Below are 17,964 nucleotides of genomic sequence, written 5' to 3' on the forward strand. Positions count from 1 at the left end.
ACCGGCCCGGAGATCCGGAAACACCGGCTCTCAGGAGAAACAGGAAAGGCACGATATGAACACTGGACTGAAGCCAGTCTGGGCCGGGCGCAATATGCGCCTCGATCCATTCCGCCTGCCGCAGGTGGTGAGCTACGCCACGCGCGACGACTATGGCGACGTTACCTTCACCATCGATCAGCGCGGCGCGGTTATCCGCCGCACGCTGGAGATGAGTGGCGTGCCGGCGATCATCGCTCTGCCCGCCAACGCGTTTCGCGGCGTCGCCGCCCGCGCCATGGAGGATCCGGATGGCAATGTCACAGTGACGCTTGAGCTTCTGCACAACGACCCGATGCTGTCGGTGCCGCTGCTGGTCGCCGACGATCTCGACGACGTCGCCGCCGACTGGCGCGCCTGGGCCGACGCCTACCGCCTGCCGATGCTTCTGATCGAGGCCGACGGCATTGCCCGCACGCTGGAAGAATCGCTCGGCGCCGCCATCAAGGCGCTCCCGGCGCAGGACCGTCGCAAAGGTCGCGTCTCGACCATGCGCCGCCCGCGCTTCCTCGCCCGCCGCCGCGCCGGCGACCTCGGCCTCAGGCTGGTCATCGGCGGCGAGGAGCTTATTTCGCGGGAATAGGCCTGAGCGCCTCTTCCTTCTCCCCCTGCGGGAGAAGGTGGCCGAGCGGAGCTCGGTCGGATGAGGGGTGTTCCAGGGAACGCCAACGCCTCATTTCTTCCAACACCCCTCAACCGTCTTGGCGCTACGCGCCAATCCACCTTCTCCCACAGGGGGAGAAGGGAAAAGGCTCCTAAACCAGCGGCTTCAGCGCCACCCAAACCGCGCCGCCGATCAGGCCGAGGAAGATCAGCCAGCCGACCTGGTTGTTCGATCTGAACAGCCTCAGGCACTGGTCCGGATCGTCGATGTCGAGCACGCCGATCTGCCGCGCCAGATGGGCGCCGGCGGCAATCAGCCCGGCAAGCGCCGGCACCGGTGCCTGCGCCGAGGCGAAAGCAATGGCGAAGCAGACCAGCGCTCCGCCATAAAGCCCGGCCAGCCAGGCCTTGGTATTGTCGCCGAACAGGCGCGCCGTCGAGCGCACGCCGACGATGGCGTCGTCTTCCTTGTCCTGATGCGCATAGATCGTGTCGTAGCCGATCACCCACAGGATCGAGCCGATGTAGAGCATGATTGCCGGCCCATCGAGATCGCCGAACTCGACCGCCCATCCCATCAGCGCCCCCCAGGAAAAGGCAAGACCGAGAACCAGTTGCGGCCAATTGGTGTACCGCTTCATGAACGGGTAGATGGCGACGATGACCAGCGAGCCGATGCCGAGCAAGATGGCAAAGCTGTTGAACTGCAAAAGCACGGCGAGGCCGACCAGTGCCTGCAAGACAACAAACATCCAGGCCTGCCGGCGCGTAACCTTGCCGGCCGGCAGCGGCCGCGAGCGTGTGCGTTCCACCTGGTTGTCGATGTCCTCGTCGACCAGGTCGTTGTAGGTGCAGCCGGCGCCACGCATGGCGAACGCGCCAAGAAAAAACAGCAGCAGATACCACGGCGACGGCAGCAGCGAGAGCAGCGGGTCCGTCGGACGCGGATAGGCGCTCGCGGCAAGTGCAGCCGACCACCAGCATGGCCACAGCAGCAATTGCCAGCCGATCGGCCGGTCCCATCGGGCAAGCTGCGCATAGGGCCACAACCCCCGCGGCAGCGCGCGATAGACCCAGTGGCCGCTCGGCGCATCGGCGACGCGGCCCTGGGCCGCTTTCGACTGGACGGTTTCCATTTTGCTGGAGTGGCAGCAGAGGCGAATGCCGTCAAGCGTCAAGCAGGCCGGATCCGCTCGCGGCGCGGAATCGCCGCCGCGGCAGCCAAATGTCTTGACCCGCCGCCCGGGGCGCAATAGCGCAGTCCTGATCGGAACGGGCAAGGAATCCAGGCATGCGTGTTTTGCTGATCGGCTCCGGCGGACGAGAACATGCGTTGGCCTGGAAGATGGCGGCGTCGCCGCTGCTGACCAAACTCTACGCGGCGCCCGGCAATCCGGGCATCGGCGGCGAAGCCGAGCTGGTGAGGCTCGATGTTTCGGATCATGCAGCGGTGGTCCGGTTTTGCCGCGAGAAAGAAATAGACCTCGTCGTGGTCGGCCCGGAAGGGCCGCTGGTCGCCGGCATTGCCGACGACCTTCGCGCCGAGGGCATCCGCGTCTTCGGCCCGTCAAAGGCAGCGGCACGGCTGGAAGGCTCGAAGGGGTTCACCAAGGACCTCTGCGCCAAATACGGCATCCCGACCGCCGCCTATGGCCGCTTCGGCGATCTGGCTTCGGCCAAGGCCTATGTCGAGAGAATGGGTGCGCCGATCGTCATCAAGGCCGACGGCCTCGCTGCCGGCAAGGGCGTCACCGTCGCCATGACGCTTGACGAGGCGCTGGCCGCGCTCGACGCCTGTTTCGACGGCTCCTTCGGCCAGGCCGGCGCCGAAGTGGTGGTCGAGGAGTTTCTCAGCGGCGAAGAGGCAAGCTTCTTCTGCCTTTGCGACGGCATCACCGCGCTGCCCTTCGGCACCGCGCAGGATCATAAGCGCCTCAGCGACGGCGACACCGGCCCCAACACCGGCGGCATGGGCGCCTATTCGCCGGCGCCGGTGATGACGCCGGAGATGATCGACCGAACCATGCGCGAGATCGTCGAGCCGACCATGCGCGGCATGGCTGAAACAGGCGCGCCGTTTTCCGGCGTGCTGTTCGCCGGGCTGATGATATCAGACAGCGGGCCGAAGCTGATCGAATACAACACCCGTTTCGGCGACCCGGAATGCCAGGTGCTGATGATGCGGCTGAAGGACGATCTCCTGGTCCTACTCAACGCCGCCGCCGACGGCCAGCTGGCGCACACCTCGGTGCGCTGGCGCGACGAGGCGGCGCTCACCGTGGTGATGGCAGCCAGGGGTTATCCCGGCACGCCGGAAAAGGGCTCGGTCATTCGCGGCGTCGAGGCAGCGGCCGGCGACGGCGTCGAGATTTTTCACGCCGGCACCGCCATCAACGGCGGCGCACTCGTCGCCAATGGCGGTCGCGTGCTCAACATCACGGCGACCGGCCGCACCGTCGGCGAGGCGCAGAAGAAGGCTTACGCCGGGCTCGACCGGATCGACTGGCCGCAAGGTTTTTGCCGCCGCGACATTGGCTGGCTGGCGGTGGCGCGCGAGCAGGCGAACTGACGCTTAAGGCGGCCCTCGACCTCAACGCAGGCCGCGGTCGAATCTGGTCGAGACGCTGCTGACCGCATCGGCGGTGGGGGCAATTCCAGACACCGATGCCAGGCGCTCTTCGTTTCGCGTCCAGGCGACATATTCGGCAATCCCGCGCGGAAGGCTCGGCGCCGCCTTCGCCGCAGGCATTTGAAAGCCGCTGCTGAACCTGGCCAAGCGCGTCCTGAATACCACGACCAGTTGCTCGAGGCTCGCGGGTGCTGCCACTGTGGCATAGGTCATGGCAGTGCCGGCGAGCCCCGCCTCGCGTGAGAGCGGCACCGGTATCGAGGCGAGGTAATCCGGCTGCACGTCGATCAGGCCGCCGAACGGCCACCGCGCGCGCAATTCCGTCGCGTTCATCGGTGCGACGCTGACATCGATATCATTGGGCGTGCCCGCAACCCTGTAAGGACAGCGGAACCGGCCGCAATTTGCTCGCGCCGAAAACTGCCAGAGCGCATAGCTCTGCCAATTGCCTACGGGGAAATGCACGTCGATGTCGGGCTTGTAGCGCGCATACCACAGCGGCAACCGGGACAGGAGCGGGTATTTATACTTATTGTCGGCGATATGCCTGGCGGTCGTGCCGTTGGTGTAGAGCACCGGAAAGCGGCCAACCCGACGATGCACATGGCGCACGAATTCCTCGGCATCCTCGAGCGACATCCATTGGGTGGGATCATCGTCCTCGATGTCGAGGGCAAGCAGGTCATCCGGCCCGGGTTTCACGAAATTGATGAAATTATTGGCCTGTCCCACGGGGTTGCCGGGGCGGGCGAGATGATAGGCACCCCATTTCAGGCCCAGCGCCTTGGCCACCACCTTGCGCGTCTGGAACAGTTCCTGTGCCATCGCATGGCGCTTCCAAAGCGTCTTGCACAGACGCATCTCGGTCTCGTCGCCGAAACAGAAATAGGGTGGCGGCATTCCGTCGGATGCCTTGTTGATGAAGCCGACAAGACGCTTGTCGGCAGCTAGCCGGGTCCAGTCAATGGAATTGTATTCGTAGGCGTCGACGACCAGCGCCCGGTCCGCATCCTTCCACGGTTCGGAGAAATCCGAGGCCCTTGCCGGCGTCAGCGCCAGGGTCATCGCGGCCGCGACAAGGAGAAGCGCTGAGCGGACAAGGGGGTGCGCCGGCGTTTTCAAACAGCAGGTCCTTGCTGGCCAAAGCCAAATCCTGAACCGCCATGGTTAAGGAAATGCTTTCGATCGCGGCCCGCGGATGCCACGGCTCGGACAGCTTCTCCGTCGATGGTCTTGATGGTTGTCACTGGCGAGAGGGGATATGAAACGGATTGGGCGCCGGCACTTGCGACAGCGTTCCCTCGGCCTCGCGTTTGCGATGAGGGGTCAGCGAGCATGGTGGTGAGCACAATGTGCCGCGATCCGACCAATAGGCTGCGCCGTTCTCGACCTTACCTTCATGATAGCAAAAACCGGCCGCCCGCCAAAGCAGGCGCATTCGATGCAGCGATGGGCGTCAGGTCTGCGAGCACGAGGCAATCCTATTTCGGTATTCTGCTCTATCTTGGCGAATTTAGCCTGCGTCGTGGCAATTGCAAAATCCACGTGACAAGGTTTGACGTTTACGTAAAAAGAAGATGGACAGGGAACTCCGAAAGCAGATGATTTGCGCCGGCACGGGTCTTAACTTGGCCTGCCGGACTGAGGAGAGCCAGGCTGAGGAGAAGCGAGCGCCATGTATCGGGCACCGGTCGAGGAAATCGCCTTCACCCTGAAGCATGTCGCCGGCTTGAAGGCGGCGCTCGATGCCGGCACCTTTGGCGAACTCGGCGAAGACCTCGTCGACGCCATTCTGGCCGAGGCCGGCCGTTTCGCCAGTGAGGAGGTGGCGCCGCTCTATGAGATCGGCGACCGGCAAGGCGCGGTGCTCAACGGCGCTGCCGTCACCACGCCAACCGGCTGGAAGGAACTTTATCGCCGCTGGATAGATGGCGGCTGGAACGCGCTGTCCGCGCCGGAAGCGTATGGCGGCCAGGCGCTGCCGGCCATGCTCGGCGCCGCCGCGCTCGAAATGTGGAACTCCGCCTCAATGGCGTTCGGCATCGCTCCGACGCTGACCATGGGTGCGGTCGAAGCACTTGACAAGCACGGCTCGCAAGCGCTCAAGGCCAAATATCTGGAAAAGCTGGTCTCTGGCGAATGGATGGGCACTATGAACCTGACCGAGCCGCAGGCCGGCTCGGACCTGAATGCCTTGCGAACCCGTGCCGAGCCGGCCGGCGACGGCACCTACCGCATCTTCGGGCAAAAGATCTTCATTACCTACGGCGAGCACGATTTCACCGACAACATCATCCATCTGGTGCTGGCGCGGCTGCCGGACGCGCCGGCCGGCACGCGTGGCCTTTCGCTGTTCCTGGTGCCGAAATTCCTGGTTGGCGACGATGGCGCGCTGGGCGGGCGCAATGACGTCTTCTGCTCCGCGCTGGAGCACAAATTGGGCATCCACGCTTCGCCGACCTGCACCATGATCTATGGCGATGGCTTCGAAGGCAGCACGCCCGGCGCGATTGGCTGGCTGGTCGGCGAGGAGAACAAAGGCCTCGCCTGCATGTTCACCATGATGAACAATGCGCGTCTTGCCGTCGGCATCCAGGGCGTCGCGGTCGCCGAGGCGGCGACGCAGAAGGCGCTGGCCTACGCCAATGATCGCCGGCAAGGCAAGGCGGCAAGCTATCGCGGTGCCGGCATGGCGCCGATCGTGCATCACCCCGACATCCAGCGCAGTCTTCTGACTATGAAGGCGCTGACCCAGATTGCCCGCGCCATCTGCTATTCCTGCGCCCACGCCATCGATCTCGCGTCCGCGAGCGAGGATGCAAAGCACTGGCAGGAACGCGCCAATCTTTTGACGCCGCTGGCTAAGGCGTTTTCCACCGATGTCGGCGTCGAGGTCGCCTCGCTTGGGCTTCAGGTGCATGGCGGCATGGGGTTTATCGAGGAGACGGGGGCTGCAGCGCTTTATCGCGACGCACGCATTGCGCCCATTTACGAAGGCACCAATGGCATCCAGGCAATCGATCTGGTGACGCGCAAACTGCCGCTCGGCGGCGGCCAGCATGTGCATGGCTACATCGCCGAGCTCAAGGCCGTCGCCGATGCGGTGCGAGCGTCGAACCTTGAAGGCTTCGGCCGCACCGCCGATCGGCTCGACCAGGCGCTCGACGACCTCTCCCAGGCAACCCGTTTCCTGCAAGACCTGCAGGCCGAAGGCCGTTCGGACGAGGCGCTGGCCGGCGCCACACCTTATCTCAGGCTGATCTCGCTTGCCGCTGGCAGCGCCTATCTGGCGCGCGGTGCGCTTGCCGACCAAAACCGCATCGCGCTTTGCCGGTTCTTCGCCGAGAACCTGCTGGGCGAGGTGGGCGCGCTGAAGGAGCGCGTCATCGGCGGCGCCGACAGCCTTGGCGTTGCCGGCAAGTCGCTGATTTCAGCCTGACGTTCGCAAACGCCCGAAATTCACAAAGGACAATCCGTGACAGACCACATCCTCGTCGAACGCCAGGGCGCCATCCAGATCATCCGCATCAACCGTCCGGACAAGAAGAACGCCCTGACCCGCGCCATGTATGCGACAATGTCGGCGGCTCTTACCGGCGGCGACGCCGATCCGGCGATCCGCGTCCATGTCTTTCTCGGCGTGCCCGGTGCCTTCTCGTCCGGCAACGACCTTGCCGATTTCATGGTCATCGCCTCGGGCGGCGAAGGCGGTACCGAAGTCTGGGATTTCCTGATGGCGTTGGCCAAAGTGGAAAAGCCCATGGTTTCCGGCGTCGACGGGATTGCGGTCGGCATCGGCACCACGCTCAACCTGCATTGCGACCTGACGTTCGCCACGCCGCGCACAATATTCCGGACGCCCTTCGTCGATCTCGGCCTTGTGCCGGAGGCCGGTTCGAGCCTGCTCGCACCGCAGATCCTCGGCCGGCAGGGCGCTTTCGCGCTGCTTGGCCTTGGCGAGGGCTTTTCGGCCGAGCGGGCGAAGGCCGCCGGGCTGATCTACGAGGTGGTCGAGGAAGACGCACTCGAAGCATCGGTATTGGCGGCGGCGGGCCAGATCGCGGCCAAGCCGCCGCAAGCGCTGAGGATCGCGCGAGACCTGATGCGCGGCTCGCGCGAAGACCTTGTCGAGCGCATCGGCCAGGAAAGCCAGCATTTCCGCGAGCGGCTCAAATCCGATGAAGCCCGCGCCGCCTTGACCGCCTTCTTGACCAGGAAAAAGGCCTAGACCTTCTGGCCTTGTCTCGCATCGTGGACCCGCCGGCAGCAACCGGCGGGTTTTCTCGCCATGCTCTCTTTGTCACATCGCCATTTTTTTACATTCGGCCTGGGCCTTTGCCGAAGACGTGTCGATCATGAATGTCTTGCCTTTGGCGTCGGTCATCAACATCATGCAATGCTTGATCGGTTTCGCCATTTTCATCATTTCGGCGCTCATCTTCGCGTCGGGCATCATGGTGCCCATATGCCCATCGGGCATGATCGCCATGACCTCGCCACCCTTCATCACCGTCATTGTCCCCATCGCGTCCTCCGCAAAGGCTTGCGAAGCGAAAAGGCCGGCAAGACCGGCTATCGTGACCAACCTGAGTGAATGCATTGCGTCCTCCTGAATTTGCGCCAGCGGCGCGTTGAGCCCTTCCCTGGTTCGTCCCCGCAAGCTGGAACGTTTCACGCACACGAGATCTTGAAGTGAGATCGGAAGCGCCAGGTCTCTGGAGCCCGGGAGTTCCGGGTGGTTCGGCGTAGGCGGTATGGCCTGACCTGGGTGCCGAGCGACTTACAAGGCCTAAGCCACCGCTGGGCGGCGTGCATGACGGTGAGGATTTCGACAGTCTCGCCGTCGACGCGATGAGGGATGATATACGGCTTCGACCAAGACGAGTTCCCGTGTCCCCTTGATGCGCCCGACACGCCCCATCGCGGTTGTTCGGCGAGACGTCCCGCCGCCGTTACGATGCGCGCAATGACTCTCGCGGCGGCCTCGGGATTGTCTTTCTCGCCATGCGCGCCGATTTCATCAAGCCGCCGCAGCGCCCGCTCGGTTTAGCGGATTGACTGTGGCTTATGCCTGGCGGGTCGACTTGACGTATTTCCCGACAACAGCCTCTACCTCGCCGGCACTGGCAAAATCGCCGCGCGAGGCTTCAGCCAATCCTGCCTCTATTTCGGCGAGTTGCCATTCCTCACGGGCTACAAAATCCTCGATGGCCTGCGCAGCCACATAGGAGTCCTGCGATTGAAACAGCGCGGCATCGTCCCCTACGGATAAAGCCTCACCTTGTCCCAGCCGCCCTCGGCGTTGCGCGAAAAGACGACACGGTCGTGCAGCCGGAACGGACGGTCGTGCCAGAACTCGATGGTCTGGGGCACGATGCGGAAGCCCGACCAGTGTTTTGGCCGCGGGATGTCGCCGATAGCGTGGCGCGCCGTATATTCGGCGACCGCCTTTTCCAGCGCGAAGCGGCTTTCCAGCGGCCGCGACTGTTTGGAGGCCCAGGCGCCGATGCGGCTGCCGCGCGGGCGGGTCGCGTAATAGGCATCGGCTTCGGCGTCGGTGACGATCTCCACCGGGCCGCGCGCCCGCACCTGCCGGCGCAGCGATTTCCAGTGGAAGCACATTGCCGCTTTCATGCTGCCCAGGATCTCACGGCCCTTGGCGCTCTCGAAGTTGGTGTAGAAGACGAAGCCGCCCTCATCGAAGCCCTTGAGCAGCACCATGCGCACATTCGGCATGCCCTCGGCATCGACCGTCGCCAGAGCCACGCTGTTGGGGTCGTTGATCTCGCTCTTCGTCGCATCGTCGAGCCACGCCGCAAAAAGCCGGAACGGCTCCGCCGCCTCGGTAAAGTCACCGCTTGTTAACCCGGTTTCGCTCATAGTTTTCCCAAATTTGTCGCCGGCTGGGGAGATTGCCGATTGTCGCGTATCGCGCAAGCTTTTGACAGTGGGCAATGGAACGTTATCGCTTCGGCCAGCGCCAAAGCCATGATCGTGATAATCGTCCTGCCGCTTGCCGCGTGTGGCGGCGGCGGCTTCAGCCTCGAGCAGGCGGAGGTCGACCGCTCGGTGCTGACCTCGAGCACGCCGGCCCCAGTCACGCCGCTCGATCAGGACCGCGCCTCCGACCAGGCCACGATCCGCAACGCCGTGTCCTCCGCCGACGTCGAGCAACTGGCCGGGCAGGCCGTTCCCTGGGCGAATGCCGACACCGGCTCGCGCGGCTCCATCACCGAACTGGCGGAATTCAGGGCTAACGGCGAGACATGCCGTCGCTTCACCGCGTCACGCGAAAGCTTCGACGGCGTCGTGCTGTTCAAGGGCGAAGTATGCCTGGCCGGCGGCAGCGCCTGGCGAATGCAGGACTTCAAGGCGCTCTGATTTTCCGCCAGCCATATGGTGGCAAGCCACTGGAATTTCTTCCTATGCGAGCGCATATAGGGGTAGCAAATCGTGGACTCACTCCTTCTCCAGGGCAGTAAGCATGCGCGACCCCTATGAGGTGCTGGGCGTTGCCAAGAACGCATCGGCCAAGGATATAAAATCGGCGTACCGGAAGCTCGCCAAGAAGTATCATCCAGACCAGAATCCGGATGATCCCAAGGCGAAGGACCGTTTTGCCGCCGCCAACCAGGCGTACGAGATTGTCGGCGACGAGAAGAACCGGGCGGCTTTCGATCGCGGCGAGATCGACGCCGACGGCAAACCGCGTTTCCAGGGTTTCGAAGGCGCGGCCGGCGGCGCCGATCCTTTCGCCGGTTTCCGCCGGCAGCAAGGGCCGGGCGGCGCGCATTTCGAATTCCGCACGGGCCGTCCCGGCGGCGATCCCTTCGACGGCAACAGCGACATCTTCAGCCAGATCTTCGGCGATGCTTTCACCCAGCAGCGCGGCGCCGGCGCGGGCGGCCGCCGTCAGGCCCCGACCGCCGCCGATCTCAACGTGACGCTGGACGTCACCATCGAGGAAGCCGCCACCGCGGAGAAGGTGACGGCGATGTTCCCCGACGGCCGCAAGATGGCGGTCAAGTTGCCGGCCTATGTCGAGGACGGCCAGACCATCCGCCTGAAAGGCCAGGGCGAGCAAGGGCCGGGGCAGCCGGGCGATGCACTGGTCAAGATCCGCTTTCGCCGGCACCCGCGCTACCGCGTCGAGGGCCGCGACCTGCATGTCGACCTGCCGGTGGAACTGGCCGATGCGGTGCATGGCGCCAAGGTGGCGGTCGAAACTCCGACCGGCAGGATTGCGGTCAATGTTCCCCCTTGGTCAAGCTCGGACAAGGTTCTGCGGCTGAAGGGCAGGGGTCTGCCGGAAAAAGCCGGCGGTCACGCTGATCTCTACGCGCATGTGCGGCTGATGCTGCCGGAAGGCGGCGACGCCGAGCTCGAGGCGCTGATGCGTCGGCGAAAGGGCTGACGGAAGCCGAACTGGGGCTAGCCGACCACAACTCGCGATCGGTCATGCGCGCACTCGCGCCTATCAGTCGCCAAGTCTTCCCCCGCGGTGCCCCATCATCATCCGGGAAGCATACATCGTGGGCGAGCGCTTGCCGGGCAGATTTGCATCGAGAACGATCTGTTCGACGAACCCCTGGTTCGTTTCGAATTCAATGCACTCATCAAGCTTGTCGACGATCCAAAGCATGTATCTATCCTCCACACTCCCATTTTGGTTATTTTTCTTGTCATAGCCGCAATCGTCGGGCGGGATTTTTTCAGGAAAGGCTGGGATTAACATGATTTTCGGTTTCGGTAGATCATAGCAATGTCCTTCATATGAATAACCAACAATAATCCCACAAGAAAGCAATTGTCCTTCCGCTAGTGCCTCTTTTATTGTTATCAATGTTGATAAAGCGATTTTACCAAACTTTCGCGTGTCGAGTGCAATTTGGTACGACAGTCCTATCGGCCACGGAAAGTCAGGTATGGTAATAAGTTTTTTGAATACTTCTTCGTCAGATAATATATTTTTTCCTGTACCTCTTAATTCCTCTATTGCTTTCTTAACTTCTGCATTAGTTTTCTCATCATCTTTTGGATCGTCCATAGATATATTTGAAGAAATGCTTGTGTTGTTTGTGCCGACGGCCTTTGAACTCCCCGGGAACACGAGACCACGACTCCCGGGGATGCCGTAGAGCCTTGCTTGGCTGGCGTTATACGCGCCATCGGGAAAAGTCAGTGTCGGTCGGTGAAAATCGTCGCTCATGTTGCTTCTCCTCCGTTGTAATCACCAGTTCATAAAATTTCCCGCCACCTGAAGTTCTCCTCGAAGCTTGCCGCTATCGCCGGGCGGATGTGGTCGGACACTTCGATGATGGCGGAGGCTGCGACTGCGAATGTGAGATGATCGGCATCGAGCCGCGCCCACGCGCGCGCTAGCGCAAGCGCGACATCGTCGCGCGCCTTGATTAGCTCGGTCTTGAAAAGGAATGGACTGGCCCGGAATGCATCGCCCGTGAAGTTGGAGATGTGCCGCATGTCGGCTTCGCCAACCTGCCTGATGTCGAAGCGAAGCAGGCGCTCGTCGGCCAGGCCCTGCCGCACCAGGCCGGCATGGTAGAGATCGACCAAGGTATCGAACACCGCTCCCGTGAAGGGGCGGGACCTGTCATGAATCTCTTCGGTCACTTCCGTCATCTTGCGCGAGTTACTGGCAAGGCGGATCTGGCGGTCGCCCGTCAGTTCGGCGATGCGGTTGAGCTCGTTGAGGACAAGCAGGTTTGCCTGGCTGTGCCGTAACAATCGATCCATCCCGCTGTCGAAATGCAGGAACGAAAGCAGCGAAATAAGATCGGCGTTGGCTTCGTGGAACGGCCCGAAGTCGCCGTCCTGCAGGCCTTCCTTAGGCACTCCGAAGAGAGAAAAGAGTATGGAGTGACCCATTTCATGCGCGATCACGTCGAAGTTTAGGGCATATGGATGGCCGTGCCCATCGGCTCCACGCTCGCGGCCAAGCTCCAGATAGCCATACCCCGATTGCGCATTCTCCCAGTCAACCCAGGGAATGATCTCAAGCCGCTCGTATGTTTCGGCGAAGTACCAGACAATCGGCTTGCCCAGATAGCTTTCCCAGATGTCCAGCACCCGGCTCGCAGCCGCGAACGCATGCGCTGCCAGGAACTGGCGCGACTGAAGAGAGAGGTGGTCGAAATGACCATCAAAGCCGGGTTCGGCTGGTGGGAAATACGCGCCAACGAAGGGCGGCAGGTAGGGATACTCGTACGGCTGCTTGTCCAGCACGGGATCACGCACGTATATGCGACGATCCTCCGGGCCCGGATGGATCAAACCAGGCGATGTTGAAATCCAGACTACCTCGGGTTTCTCGTACCCAGAAACGTAAGGCGCTTGTGGGTATAGCAGGAAGCGTGTTCCAGCCGACATCCCCGCCCGACCGGCGACATCGAGCGCGTTCAACTTCGCGGCCCCTCCCACTGCGCGGCCCCTCCCATGGTCTGCGACACTATCACGAAGCCTGCACTTCGTAAATTGCACCAAGTATCACCGGCAACTCTGTCGTCAGATTGCTAAGCCGGCGTCCTCCAAATCCTGGACAAACGCGACCGTCATTCTGAAATTCTTCAATTCCGCCGGCACCAATGCATTTTCGCGCATAAATTGCAGAGCTGACAGTGCGTCGCGTTTCTTTTGCTGAACGAAAGCTCCTGCGAGAATTTGCCGGCAGACTTCGAAATCATGATCACTGGCTTCCGGCAATGCCTCGCGGACCATTCGCGACAGCGTACGTTCCCGAAAATTGAGGTTCCGGGCCACATTCTCAAGCTTTCCTGACAAATCGGTGGAGATCAGGTTCCGCCTCCAAGCAGCGCGGATGGTCATTCGCAAATCAACCAAAGCGTGCGTTAGTGGCGAAAAATTCACCGCCTTCGGACCGTACAGCACTGCCAGTGCGTCGTCAGGCAGCAAAGCAAAGCGGCGGTACCATCGATAGATAAGGCCAACGCCGTGCATGTATGGGTAAAGCTCGGCGGCTCGCAAGGCTCCCATGCTTCCGGCACCAATCACCGGGATGGCCTGGCTGATCGCCCACAGTATCTCCTTGTGCCTCACTGCCGGCTCAGCCTGGAAAGCGCCGTCTATGATGACAATTGCAGCGGGGTCATAACGCTGCACCGCAGCTATGATTGAGCCTTGCACCGCCGGCGCCAGGCAGATCACATCGGCCACCTGCTGTGCCTCTGGATGCGATAGCGTGGGGCCGGTGAAAACGAGCCGAGGTCGCATCCGCTCACTCCACCAAAGGGTACAATTGGGGGATAACTATCCTGACGGCCGACAGCCGGTTCCAAGGGCTGGTTTTGAGGCGGACCAGATAAACGGCGCTGATTCCGCTTTCCTCCAGTCTCGCGAGAAGGCTGCCACGCAAGGTCTGCCCGTACGCCGCTCGATGGGCAGGCTGGCGTGCGAAACTCACGTCTTTTCGGCCGTCGGTGATCAGCTGGCGGTGCGCCTCGATAAGCTGCCAGTCGGGATATTTCGGATAAGACGCCCGGGTCATGTCATCGCGCGCACCCGAGATCGCCGCAAGCCGCGCCTGCGCCGCCTCGTGGATCGCTTGGACGGCAGCTGCCGCCGGATCGAATGCAGCGGCCGAGCCATCGGCTGGCAGATGGAGCAATGCCGTCTCGCGAGGATTGCTCTCCATCAGATGGCACCAAATCACAGGCAGGCCAACAGGCGACGGCGCAAGCCAAAGGCCGACGATCATGTCCTTTCGTGCAAGTTCATCCAATAGGGCCAAGACCCTTGCGTCATCGATGGTCGCTGGATCGATTCGCTGGTGATGCAGAAAGCCATGCGTCTTGAGAGCGCGGGCGATCGCATCGCGTTCGACGCATTCCAATATGCCGTGTGTGATGGCGTCTGTTTCATCAAGTGCGGCCGCCAGTCCGGTTGTCGTTGGCGTGAAAATTCCGTCACAGGGGCTCGGCGGTACGAGATAGGCCGTGTGCACCAATTCCAGCGGAACGAAGTCGCGGCCGCCGCCCAGCAGGTTTTCCGCCTCTACCCAAGCGATTTCTCGGCCGCGCCAATCAGCACGTGCGGGCTCTCGCAGCCACATCTCAAATCGCCCGTAGGGTATCTGTAGTAATTTGGCCGAAGCGTAAGCTGCATCAAGATGTTCGATGCGCTCGGCGAAAAAGCTTTCAGCGGATTCCAAAATGGCCGATATCGCAGCGCGAGCTAGGTTGGCGCCCTTTCCCTGCGCGACCGCGTTTGAAAACGAGAACGGCCTCGTTGCCTGCACGACCGGGATGCCGACACGGTCCAGGCCGGTAATGTCCGCAATACGGGTGATGCCCAACGCTTGTCGCATCGACATCAGATAGGTCAGCGCTTCGTCTGCCGGAGGACCAAGGCGCTCATATTGTTCCACTATCGGCTGGCCCGCAGTTCCGGCTCAGGGTTCACGATCAGCGGTTCGCCGGGCTCAACCGACTTCCTTGCCGCTTCGACACGGTCGTTGTAGCGCCGAAGCAGTTCGGGCGAGAGATTTGACGCACTGAGCGTCTCGTAGGCCGCGATGAGGATGGGCACGGCATTTTGCTCGGCTGCAGTATTGAGGCTCTTCTCAAGGGCAGCTGCCACCCGGCCAGCTGCCGCCCTGTCAAGGACGAGAAGTTGTGCAATTCGCCGGTGTAGTTCCGCCAGCCAATATCGGCTGCCACCCGCCTCGGCCTGCGCCACCGCCGAATGAAGCAGGGCAAGCGCGTGACTGATCTCACCCGAGCGCGCGAGAAGTTCCGCTAGCATGCCGCAATAGACGGGCTCGTCCTCGGGTGTCTGCACTTGTCCATGCAGGCCGAGGGCCTCACGCATCTTGTCCTTGCCCCGCTCGAGTTGGCCAGCGTTGCCATCGCACCAGCCCTCGAAGATTTGTGCCGAGACGACTAGCGAAGGCAGGTGATGAAGCGCGGTCAGCTGTCGCAGATCCTCAATCACGTCACGTAACGAAGTGAAGTCGCGGCGGTAGCAACTCAGCATCGCGTCGTTGATACAGGCATGCGCAATGCTGCTGACATGGCCAGTCTGCTGTGCCCAGCGGCGGGCCTCCGACATGGAGTGGAGAGCGCTCGTTGCACGTCCCGAGAACCACAGCGACAGTGCACGATGCGCCAAGCCGCACACGCGCGCGTCGTGCCCCCCAAAACGCGTGGCATTCGCGTGCCCCTGGCCCACGTCATAGAGCGGCAGTCCAGCATCAATCGCGGTTATGCATCCACCATGGTCTCCGCGATTGAAATCGACTGCCCACAAGCAGTGCCTAGCCTGAAGCTGAATCTCGGGGTCGTTAACCTCCTGTAGATCACTGACGACGGCCTGCGCCCGCTCGCCGTCAACGACCGAACCCGTGAACCACCAACCCCAATAGATCGGGAACCACTTGGCGCGCTCCGCTATCGGCCGACGCCGTGCGATCTTTACGCCGTCGTCATAGAGCCTGCGGGCGTGCTCGGAATTTGGCCCTTCGACGGCGGTCAGTATCGGCCCGAGCGCCACCATCGCCGAGAGCCGCAGCGCATCCCGTTTGTCATGATCAGAAACCTGCTCGCAAAGCGCAATGGCATGCTCGAGCAACTGCCTTGCCTCAGCCATGGCCGAGCGGGACGAGCTTTCCATGCCGGCATTGACGAACTCGCCGATCGCTTCGTCAAGCAGGCCGCCTCGCTCAGCATGATCTGCAAGAGCTGCCGTTGTTAGCCAGCCAACGAGGCTGCGGTTGTCACTAGCCACCGCGTAAAGACGCTGATGCAGGATCTGCCGCCGTTTCCGCAGTGTTCCATTATAGATCGTCTCTTGGATAAGCACATGCCGAAACGCGTACACTGTTGCTGCTGCGTGCCTGGCGCGTACGAAGCCTGCCTCGGCCAGGGCATCGAGCGCCGCAGAGATTGTGCCCGGGTCAAATTCCGGCAAGAGCGCCGATAGCAAGTCCAGGCTGAATCTGTTGCCAGCGACGGCGGCCGCACGCGCCACCTCGCGGGCGCGGCCGAGAGGCTCAAGCCGGGCATCCAACACTGTTTCCAACACTGCCGCGCGGCCGAGCGAAACGCCCTGTGGCAGCTGCTCCGTACCGCTAGCGGCATTCTCCGCCATCCATTGGCAAACTTCCTCGATGAACAGGGGTACACCGCCGGTGACGCGCTCGACCAACTCTATCAGCTCAGGCGCAGGCGCTCGCTTGCCTTGAGGCCACATGGTCGCGATTGCCCGCAAGGTGTCGGCATGCTCAAGGGGAGCGAGCAAGACATGCTTGCTTTTATCGTCCAGCCAGTCGCCACATCCCGGCCTCGCCGTTGCGATCAAGAGCACGGGGAAACTAGGAACCAGCTTTGCAAGTTCACCCAGCAGTTGCTTCGACGTAAGGTCGATCCAGTGAATATCTTCAACGATCAAGACCACTGGGCCACTGGCGCACGTTGCTTGTAACGCATGGCGCGCAGCCCAATCGGCCTTCTCCCGGACCACTTCCGGATCCATCTCATGGAAACCGGACCTCGCGCCTTCCACGCCGAGCAGAAAAGAAAGGATGTCGACGACTTCGGCGTCGTGAACGTCATTTGCGGCGAACACCTCGGCCACAAGCGCAGGGGTGAGTGCACGCTCGCCGTCGTCGAAATTGCCCAGCATCGCCTGCCGCAGTGGATACAGCGTCGAACGCGAGTCGCCTGGCATACATTGGAAGAGGAGCAACCTGTTGCGTTGGAAGCGCGTTCGCCGGCGCACCTCGTGTAGGATGCGCGACTTGCCAATGCCGGCTTCGCCCTCGATCACGATGACTTGGCCACGTCCCGAAACGGCTTCATTCCAACATTCATGTATCAGCTCGGCCTCATCCGCACGGTCGATCAAGGGGCTGGTGAGGCGTCCGAACGCGAAGAAACGGTCTACCCCCCGCTTGTGGCTCAGCGCCTGCCAGACCTGCTCGGGTTGCGCGAACCCTTTGATGACGTGAGAACCGCAGAAGCTAAATACGTGTGAGCGCCGTGTCAGATTGCGCGTCTCGTTGCACACGACGACGGTATCTGGCCGGGCGATTGCCTGCAGCCTGGTTGCCAGCGCAAATGCAGGGCCGGTTACCGTGTCCTGCGCTGCAGCGGTATCCCCCTTCAGGATTAGCGTCATCGAGGTCGCCACACCGACCCTCACATGTAGGTCGCTCCTCCCTTTCTCCGCGGCAAGGAGCTTGCATGCCCTGACGATCTCAAGTCCGGCGCTGATGGTCAGCGACGCCGCATCCTTCGCACCCAGATCGACTGGGAACACAGCGACGCCGCCGTCGCCGACCTCGACCCTCACGGTTCCGGAGCACGACACGATCGCTTTCCTGGCGGCCATTTGAAACGCCAAGATAAGTTCCTCAAAATCTTCGATGCCGAGCAGGCTGAGCAACTCGGTGGAGCCTACGAGATCGTAGCAAAGGGCGGTTAGTACGCGCCGCTCGTGACGGGCCTCGATGCCGTCGTCCATCAACTCCCTGCCGATCGGAAGGCGCGAGCCAGTCCCCGCCTTCGGAACATCAACTCGGCTCTTATGCGACATGTCACCCTCGCTGACAGGGCATACTATCAAAAGTATGACAGAGCACAAATTACAGAGCGGCGATCGCCGGAACCTCAGGACCTCTCGCTGTGGGTTGGCGGGACTCAACGGCTTTGTCCCCCGAA

At 62.2% G+C, this 17,964-nt stretch carries 16 protein-coding genes and 1 pseudogene; 6 read left to right on the forward strand and 11 right to left on the reverse strand.

What is annotated here, in order from left to right; translation table 11 throughout:
* Positions 1–55 precede the first annotated feature (55 nt).
* Entirely contained in the window at positions 56–622 is a 567-nt protein-coding gene (locus NKH01_RS04785; protein WP_023674094.1) for a DUF6101 family protein, read from the forward strand.
* 172 nt (positions 623–794) lie between these two features.
* Here the strand turns inward: NKH01_RS04785 and ubiA are convergent, their stop codons facing one another.
* A complete protein-coding gene (gene ubiA / locus NKH01_RS04790; protein ID WP_352814488.1) occupies positions 795–1,778 on the reverse strand; it encodes a 4-hydroxybenzoate octaprenyltransferase in 984 nt (327 codons plus the stop codon).
* 155 nt (positions 1,779–1,933) lie between these two features.
* Between ubiA and purD the strand changes: the two genes are divergently transcribed.
* On the forward strand, positions 1,934–3,211 hold the full coding sequence (gene purD, locus NKH01_RS04795) for a phosphoribosylamine--glycine ligase (RefSeq protein WP_353019243.1): 1,278 nt from the start codon (positions 1,934–1,936) through the stop codon (positions 3,209–3,211).
* 21 nt (positions 3,212–3,232) lie between these two features.
* Here purD and NKH01_RS04800 read toward each other — a convergent pair whose 3' ends face one another.
* Entirely contained in the window at positions 3,233–4,393 is a 1,161-nt protein-coding gene (locus NKH01_RS04800) for a glycoside hydrolase family 25 protein (RefSeq protein ID WP_502912599.1), read from the reverse strand.
* Positions 4,394–4,946: 553 nt separating this feature from the next.
* Here NKH01_RS04800 and NKH01_RS04810 point away from each other — a divergent pair.
* Together NKH01_RS04810 and NKH01_RS04815 are read left to right on the forward strand one after the other, a co-directional pair.
* Positions 4,947–6,710, forward strand: coding sequence for an acyl-CoA dehydrogenase family protein (locus NKH01_RS04810; RefSeq protein WP_352588988.1), 1,764 nt, complete (start codon positions 4,947–4,949; stop codon positions 6,708–6,710).
* Between the two features lie 36 nt (positions 6,711–6,746).
* Entirely contained in the window at positions 6,747–7,499 is a 753-nt protein-coding gene (locus NKH01_RS04815) for a crotonase/enoyl-CoA hydratase family protein (protein WP_352483724.1), read from the forward strand.
* Positions 7,500–7,571: 72 nt separating this feature from the next.
* Here NKH01_RS04815 and NKH01_RS04820 read toward each other — a convergent pair whose 3' ends face one another.
* From NKH01_RS04820 to pdxH, 4 genes and pseudogenes are all read right to left on the reverse strand, one after another.
* Positions 7,572–7,871 carry a hypothetical protein gene (locus NKH01_RS04820; RefSeq protein WP_023716881.1) on the reverse strand — a complete coding sequence of 100 codons (300 nt, stop codon included), beginning with the start codon at positions 7,869–7,871 and terminating at the stop codon, positions 7,572–7,574.
* Positions 7,872–7,942: 71 nt separating this feature from the next.
* A complete protein-coding gene (locus NKH01_RS04825; RefSeq protein WP_353019812.1) occupies positions 7,943–8,305 on the reverse strand; it encodes a type II toxin-antitoxin system RelE/ParE family toxin in 363 nt (120 codons plus the stop codon).
* A 31-nt stretch (positions 8,306–8,336) separates the two neighbouring features.
* A pseudogene (locus NKH01_RS04830) lies at positions 8,337–8,501 on the reverse strand (CopG family ribbon-helix-helix protein); the annotation flags it as partial.
* A gap of 32 nt (positions 8,502–8,533) precedes the next feature.
* Positions 8,534–9,151 carry a pyridoxamine 5'-phosphate oxidase gene (pdxH, locus tag NKH01_RS04835; RefSeq protein WP_292663882.1) on the reverse strand — a complete coding sequence of 206 codons (618 nt, stop codon included), beginning with the start codon at positions 9,149–9,151 and terminating at the stop codon, positions 8,534–8,536.
* 39 nt (positions 9,152–9,190) lie between these two features.
* On the opposite strand from pdxH, the gene NKH01_RS04840 reads away from it, so the two are divergent.
* Positions 9,191–9,652 (forward strand): RT0821/Lpp0805 family surface protein, encoded by a 462-nt coding sequence (locus NKH01_RS04840; protein ID WP_352814280.1) that lies wholly within the window; start codon positions 9,191–9,193, stop codon positions 9,650–9,652.
* Between the two features lie 103 nt (positions 9,653–9,755).
* Positions 9,756–10,685, forward strand: a complete 930-nt coding sequence (locus NKH01_RS04845; RefSeq protein WP_352846037.1) for a DnaJ C-terminal domain-containing protein — start codon at positions 9,756–9,758, stop codon at positions 10,683–10,685.
* A gap of 63 nt (positions 10,686–10,748) precedes the next feature.
* On the opposite strand, the gene NKH01_RS04850 is transcribed toward NKH01_RS04845, so the two are convergent.
* The 5 genes from NKH01_RS04850 to NKH01_RS04870 all read right to left on the reverse strand — a co-directional run bounded on the left by NKH01_RS04850 (position 10,749) and on the right by NKH01_RS04870 (position 17,767).
* The gene (locus tag NKH01_RS04850) at positions 10,749–11,480 is read right to left on the reverse strand and encodes a hypothetical protein (protein ID WP_352715682.1); all 732 of its coding nucleotides are present in this window, start codon (positions 11,478–11,480) and stop codon (positions 10,749–10,751) included.
* 29 nt (positions 11,481–11,509) lie between these two features.
* Positions 11,510–12,658: a gluzincin family metallopeptidase gene (locus NKH01_RS04855; protein WP_502895965.1), complete on the reverse strand. Its 1,149-nt coding sequence runs from the start codon at positions 12,656–12,658 to the stop codon at positions 11,510–11,512.
* Between the two features lie 135 nt (positions 12,659–12,793).
* Positions 12,794–13,462, reverse strand: coding sequence for a TfuA-like protein (locus NKH01_RS04860; RefSeq protein WP_353019246.1), 669 nt, complete (start codon positions 13,460–13,462; stop codon positions 12,794–12,796).
* 61 nt (positions 13,463–13,523) lie between these two features.
* The gene (locus NKH01_RS04865; RefSeq protein WP_352715673.1) at positions 13,524–14,672 is read right to left on the reverse strand and encodes a YcaO-like family protein; all 1,149 of its coding nucleotides are present in this window, start codon (positions 14,670–14,672) and stop codon (positions 13,524–13,526) included.
* Positions 14,672–17,767: an ATP-binding protein gene (locus NKH01_RS04870; protein WP_353019248.1), complete on the reverse strand. Its 3,096-nt coding sequence runs from the start codon at positions 17,765–17,767 to the stop codon at positions 14,672–14,674. Before NKH01_RS04870 ends, NKH01_RS04865 begins: the two co-directional genes overlap by 1 nt.
* Positions 17,768–17,964: the final 197 nt, after the last annotated feature.

It is taken from the genome of Mesorhizobium sp. M1403 (assembly GCF_040317695.1).
In the GTDB taxonomy this organism is placed as follows: Bacteria; Pseudomonadota; Alphaproteobacteria; order Rhizobiales; family Rhizobiaceae; genus Mesorhizobium.

What these genes read in the sequence shown, in the direction of transcription:
- purD (WP_353019243.1), top strand. Translation starts at nt 1,934, where the DNA reads ATGCGTGTTTTGCTGATCGGCTCCGGCGGACGAGAACATGCGTTGGCC.
- NKH01_RS04810 (WP_352588988.1), top strand. Translation starts at nt 4,947, where the DNA reads ATGTATCGGGCACCGGTCGAGGAAATCGCCTTCACCCTGAAGCATGTC.
- NKH01_RS04785 (WP_023674094.1), top strand. Translation starts at nt 56, where the DNA reads ATGAACACTGGACTGAAGCCAGTCTGGGCCGGGCGCAATATGCGCCTC.
- NKH01_RS04820 (WP_023716881.1), bottom strand. Translation starts at nt 7,871, where the DNA reads ATGCATTCACTCAGGTTGGTCACGATAGCCGGTCTTGCCGGCCTTTTC.
- NKH01_RS04855 (WP_502895965.1), bottom strand. Translation starts at nt 12,658, where the DNA reads ATGTCGGCTGGAACACGCTTCCTGCTATACCCACAAGCGCCTTACGTT.
- NKH01_RS04870 (WP_353019248.1), bottom strand. Translation starts at nt 17,767, where the DNA reads ATGGACGACGGCATCGAGGCCCGTCACGAGCGGCGCGTACTAACCGCC.
- pdxH (WP_292663882.1), bottom strand. Translation starts at nt 9,151, where the DNA reads ATGAGCGAAACCGGGTTAACAAGCGGTGACTTTACCGAGGCGGCGGAG.
- ubiA (WP_352814488.1), bottom strand. Translation starts at nt 1,778, where the DNA reads ATGGAAACCGTCCAGTCGAAAGCGGCCCAGGGCCGCGTCGCCGATGCG.
- NKH01_RS04845 (WP_352846037.1), top strand. Translation starts at nt 9,756, where the DNA reads ATGCGCGACCCCTATGAGGTGCTGGGCGTTGCCAAGAACGCATCGGCC.
- NKH01_RS04850 (WP_352715682.1), bottom strand. Translation starts at nt 11,480, where the DNA reads ATGAGCGACGATTTTCACCGACCGACACTGACTTTTCCCGATGGCGCG.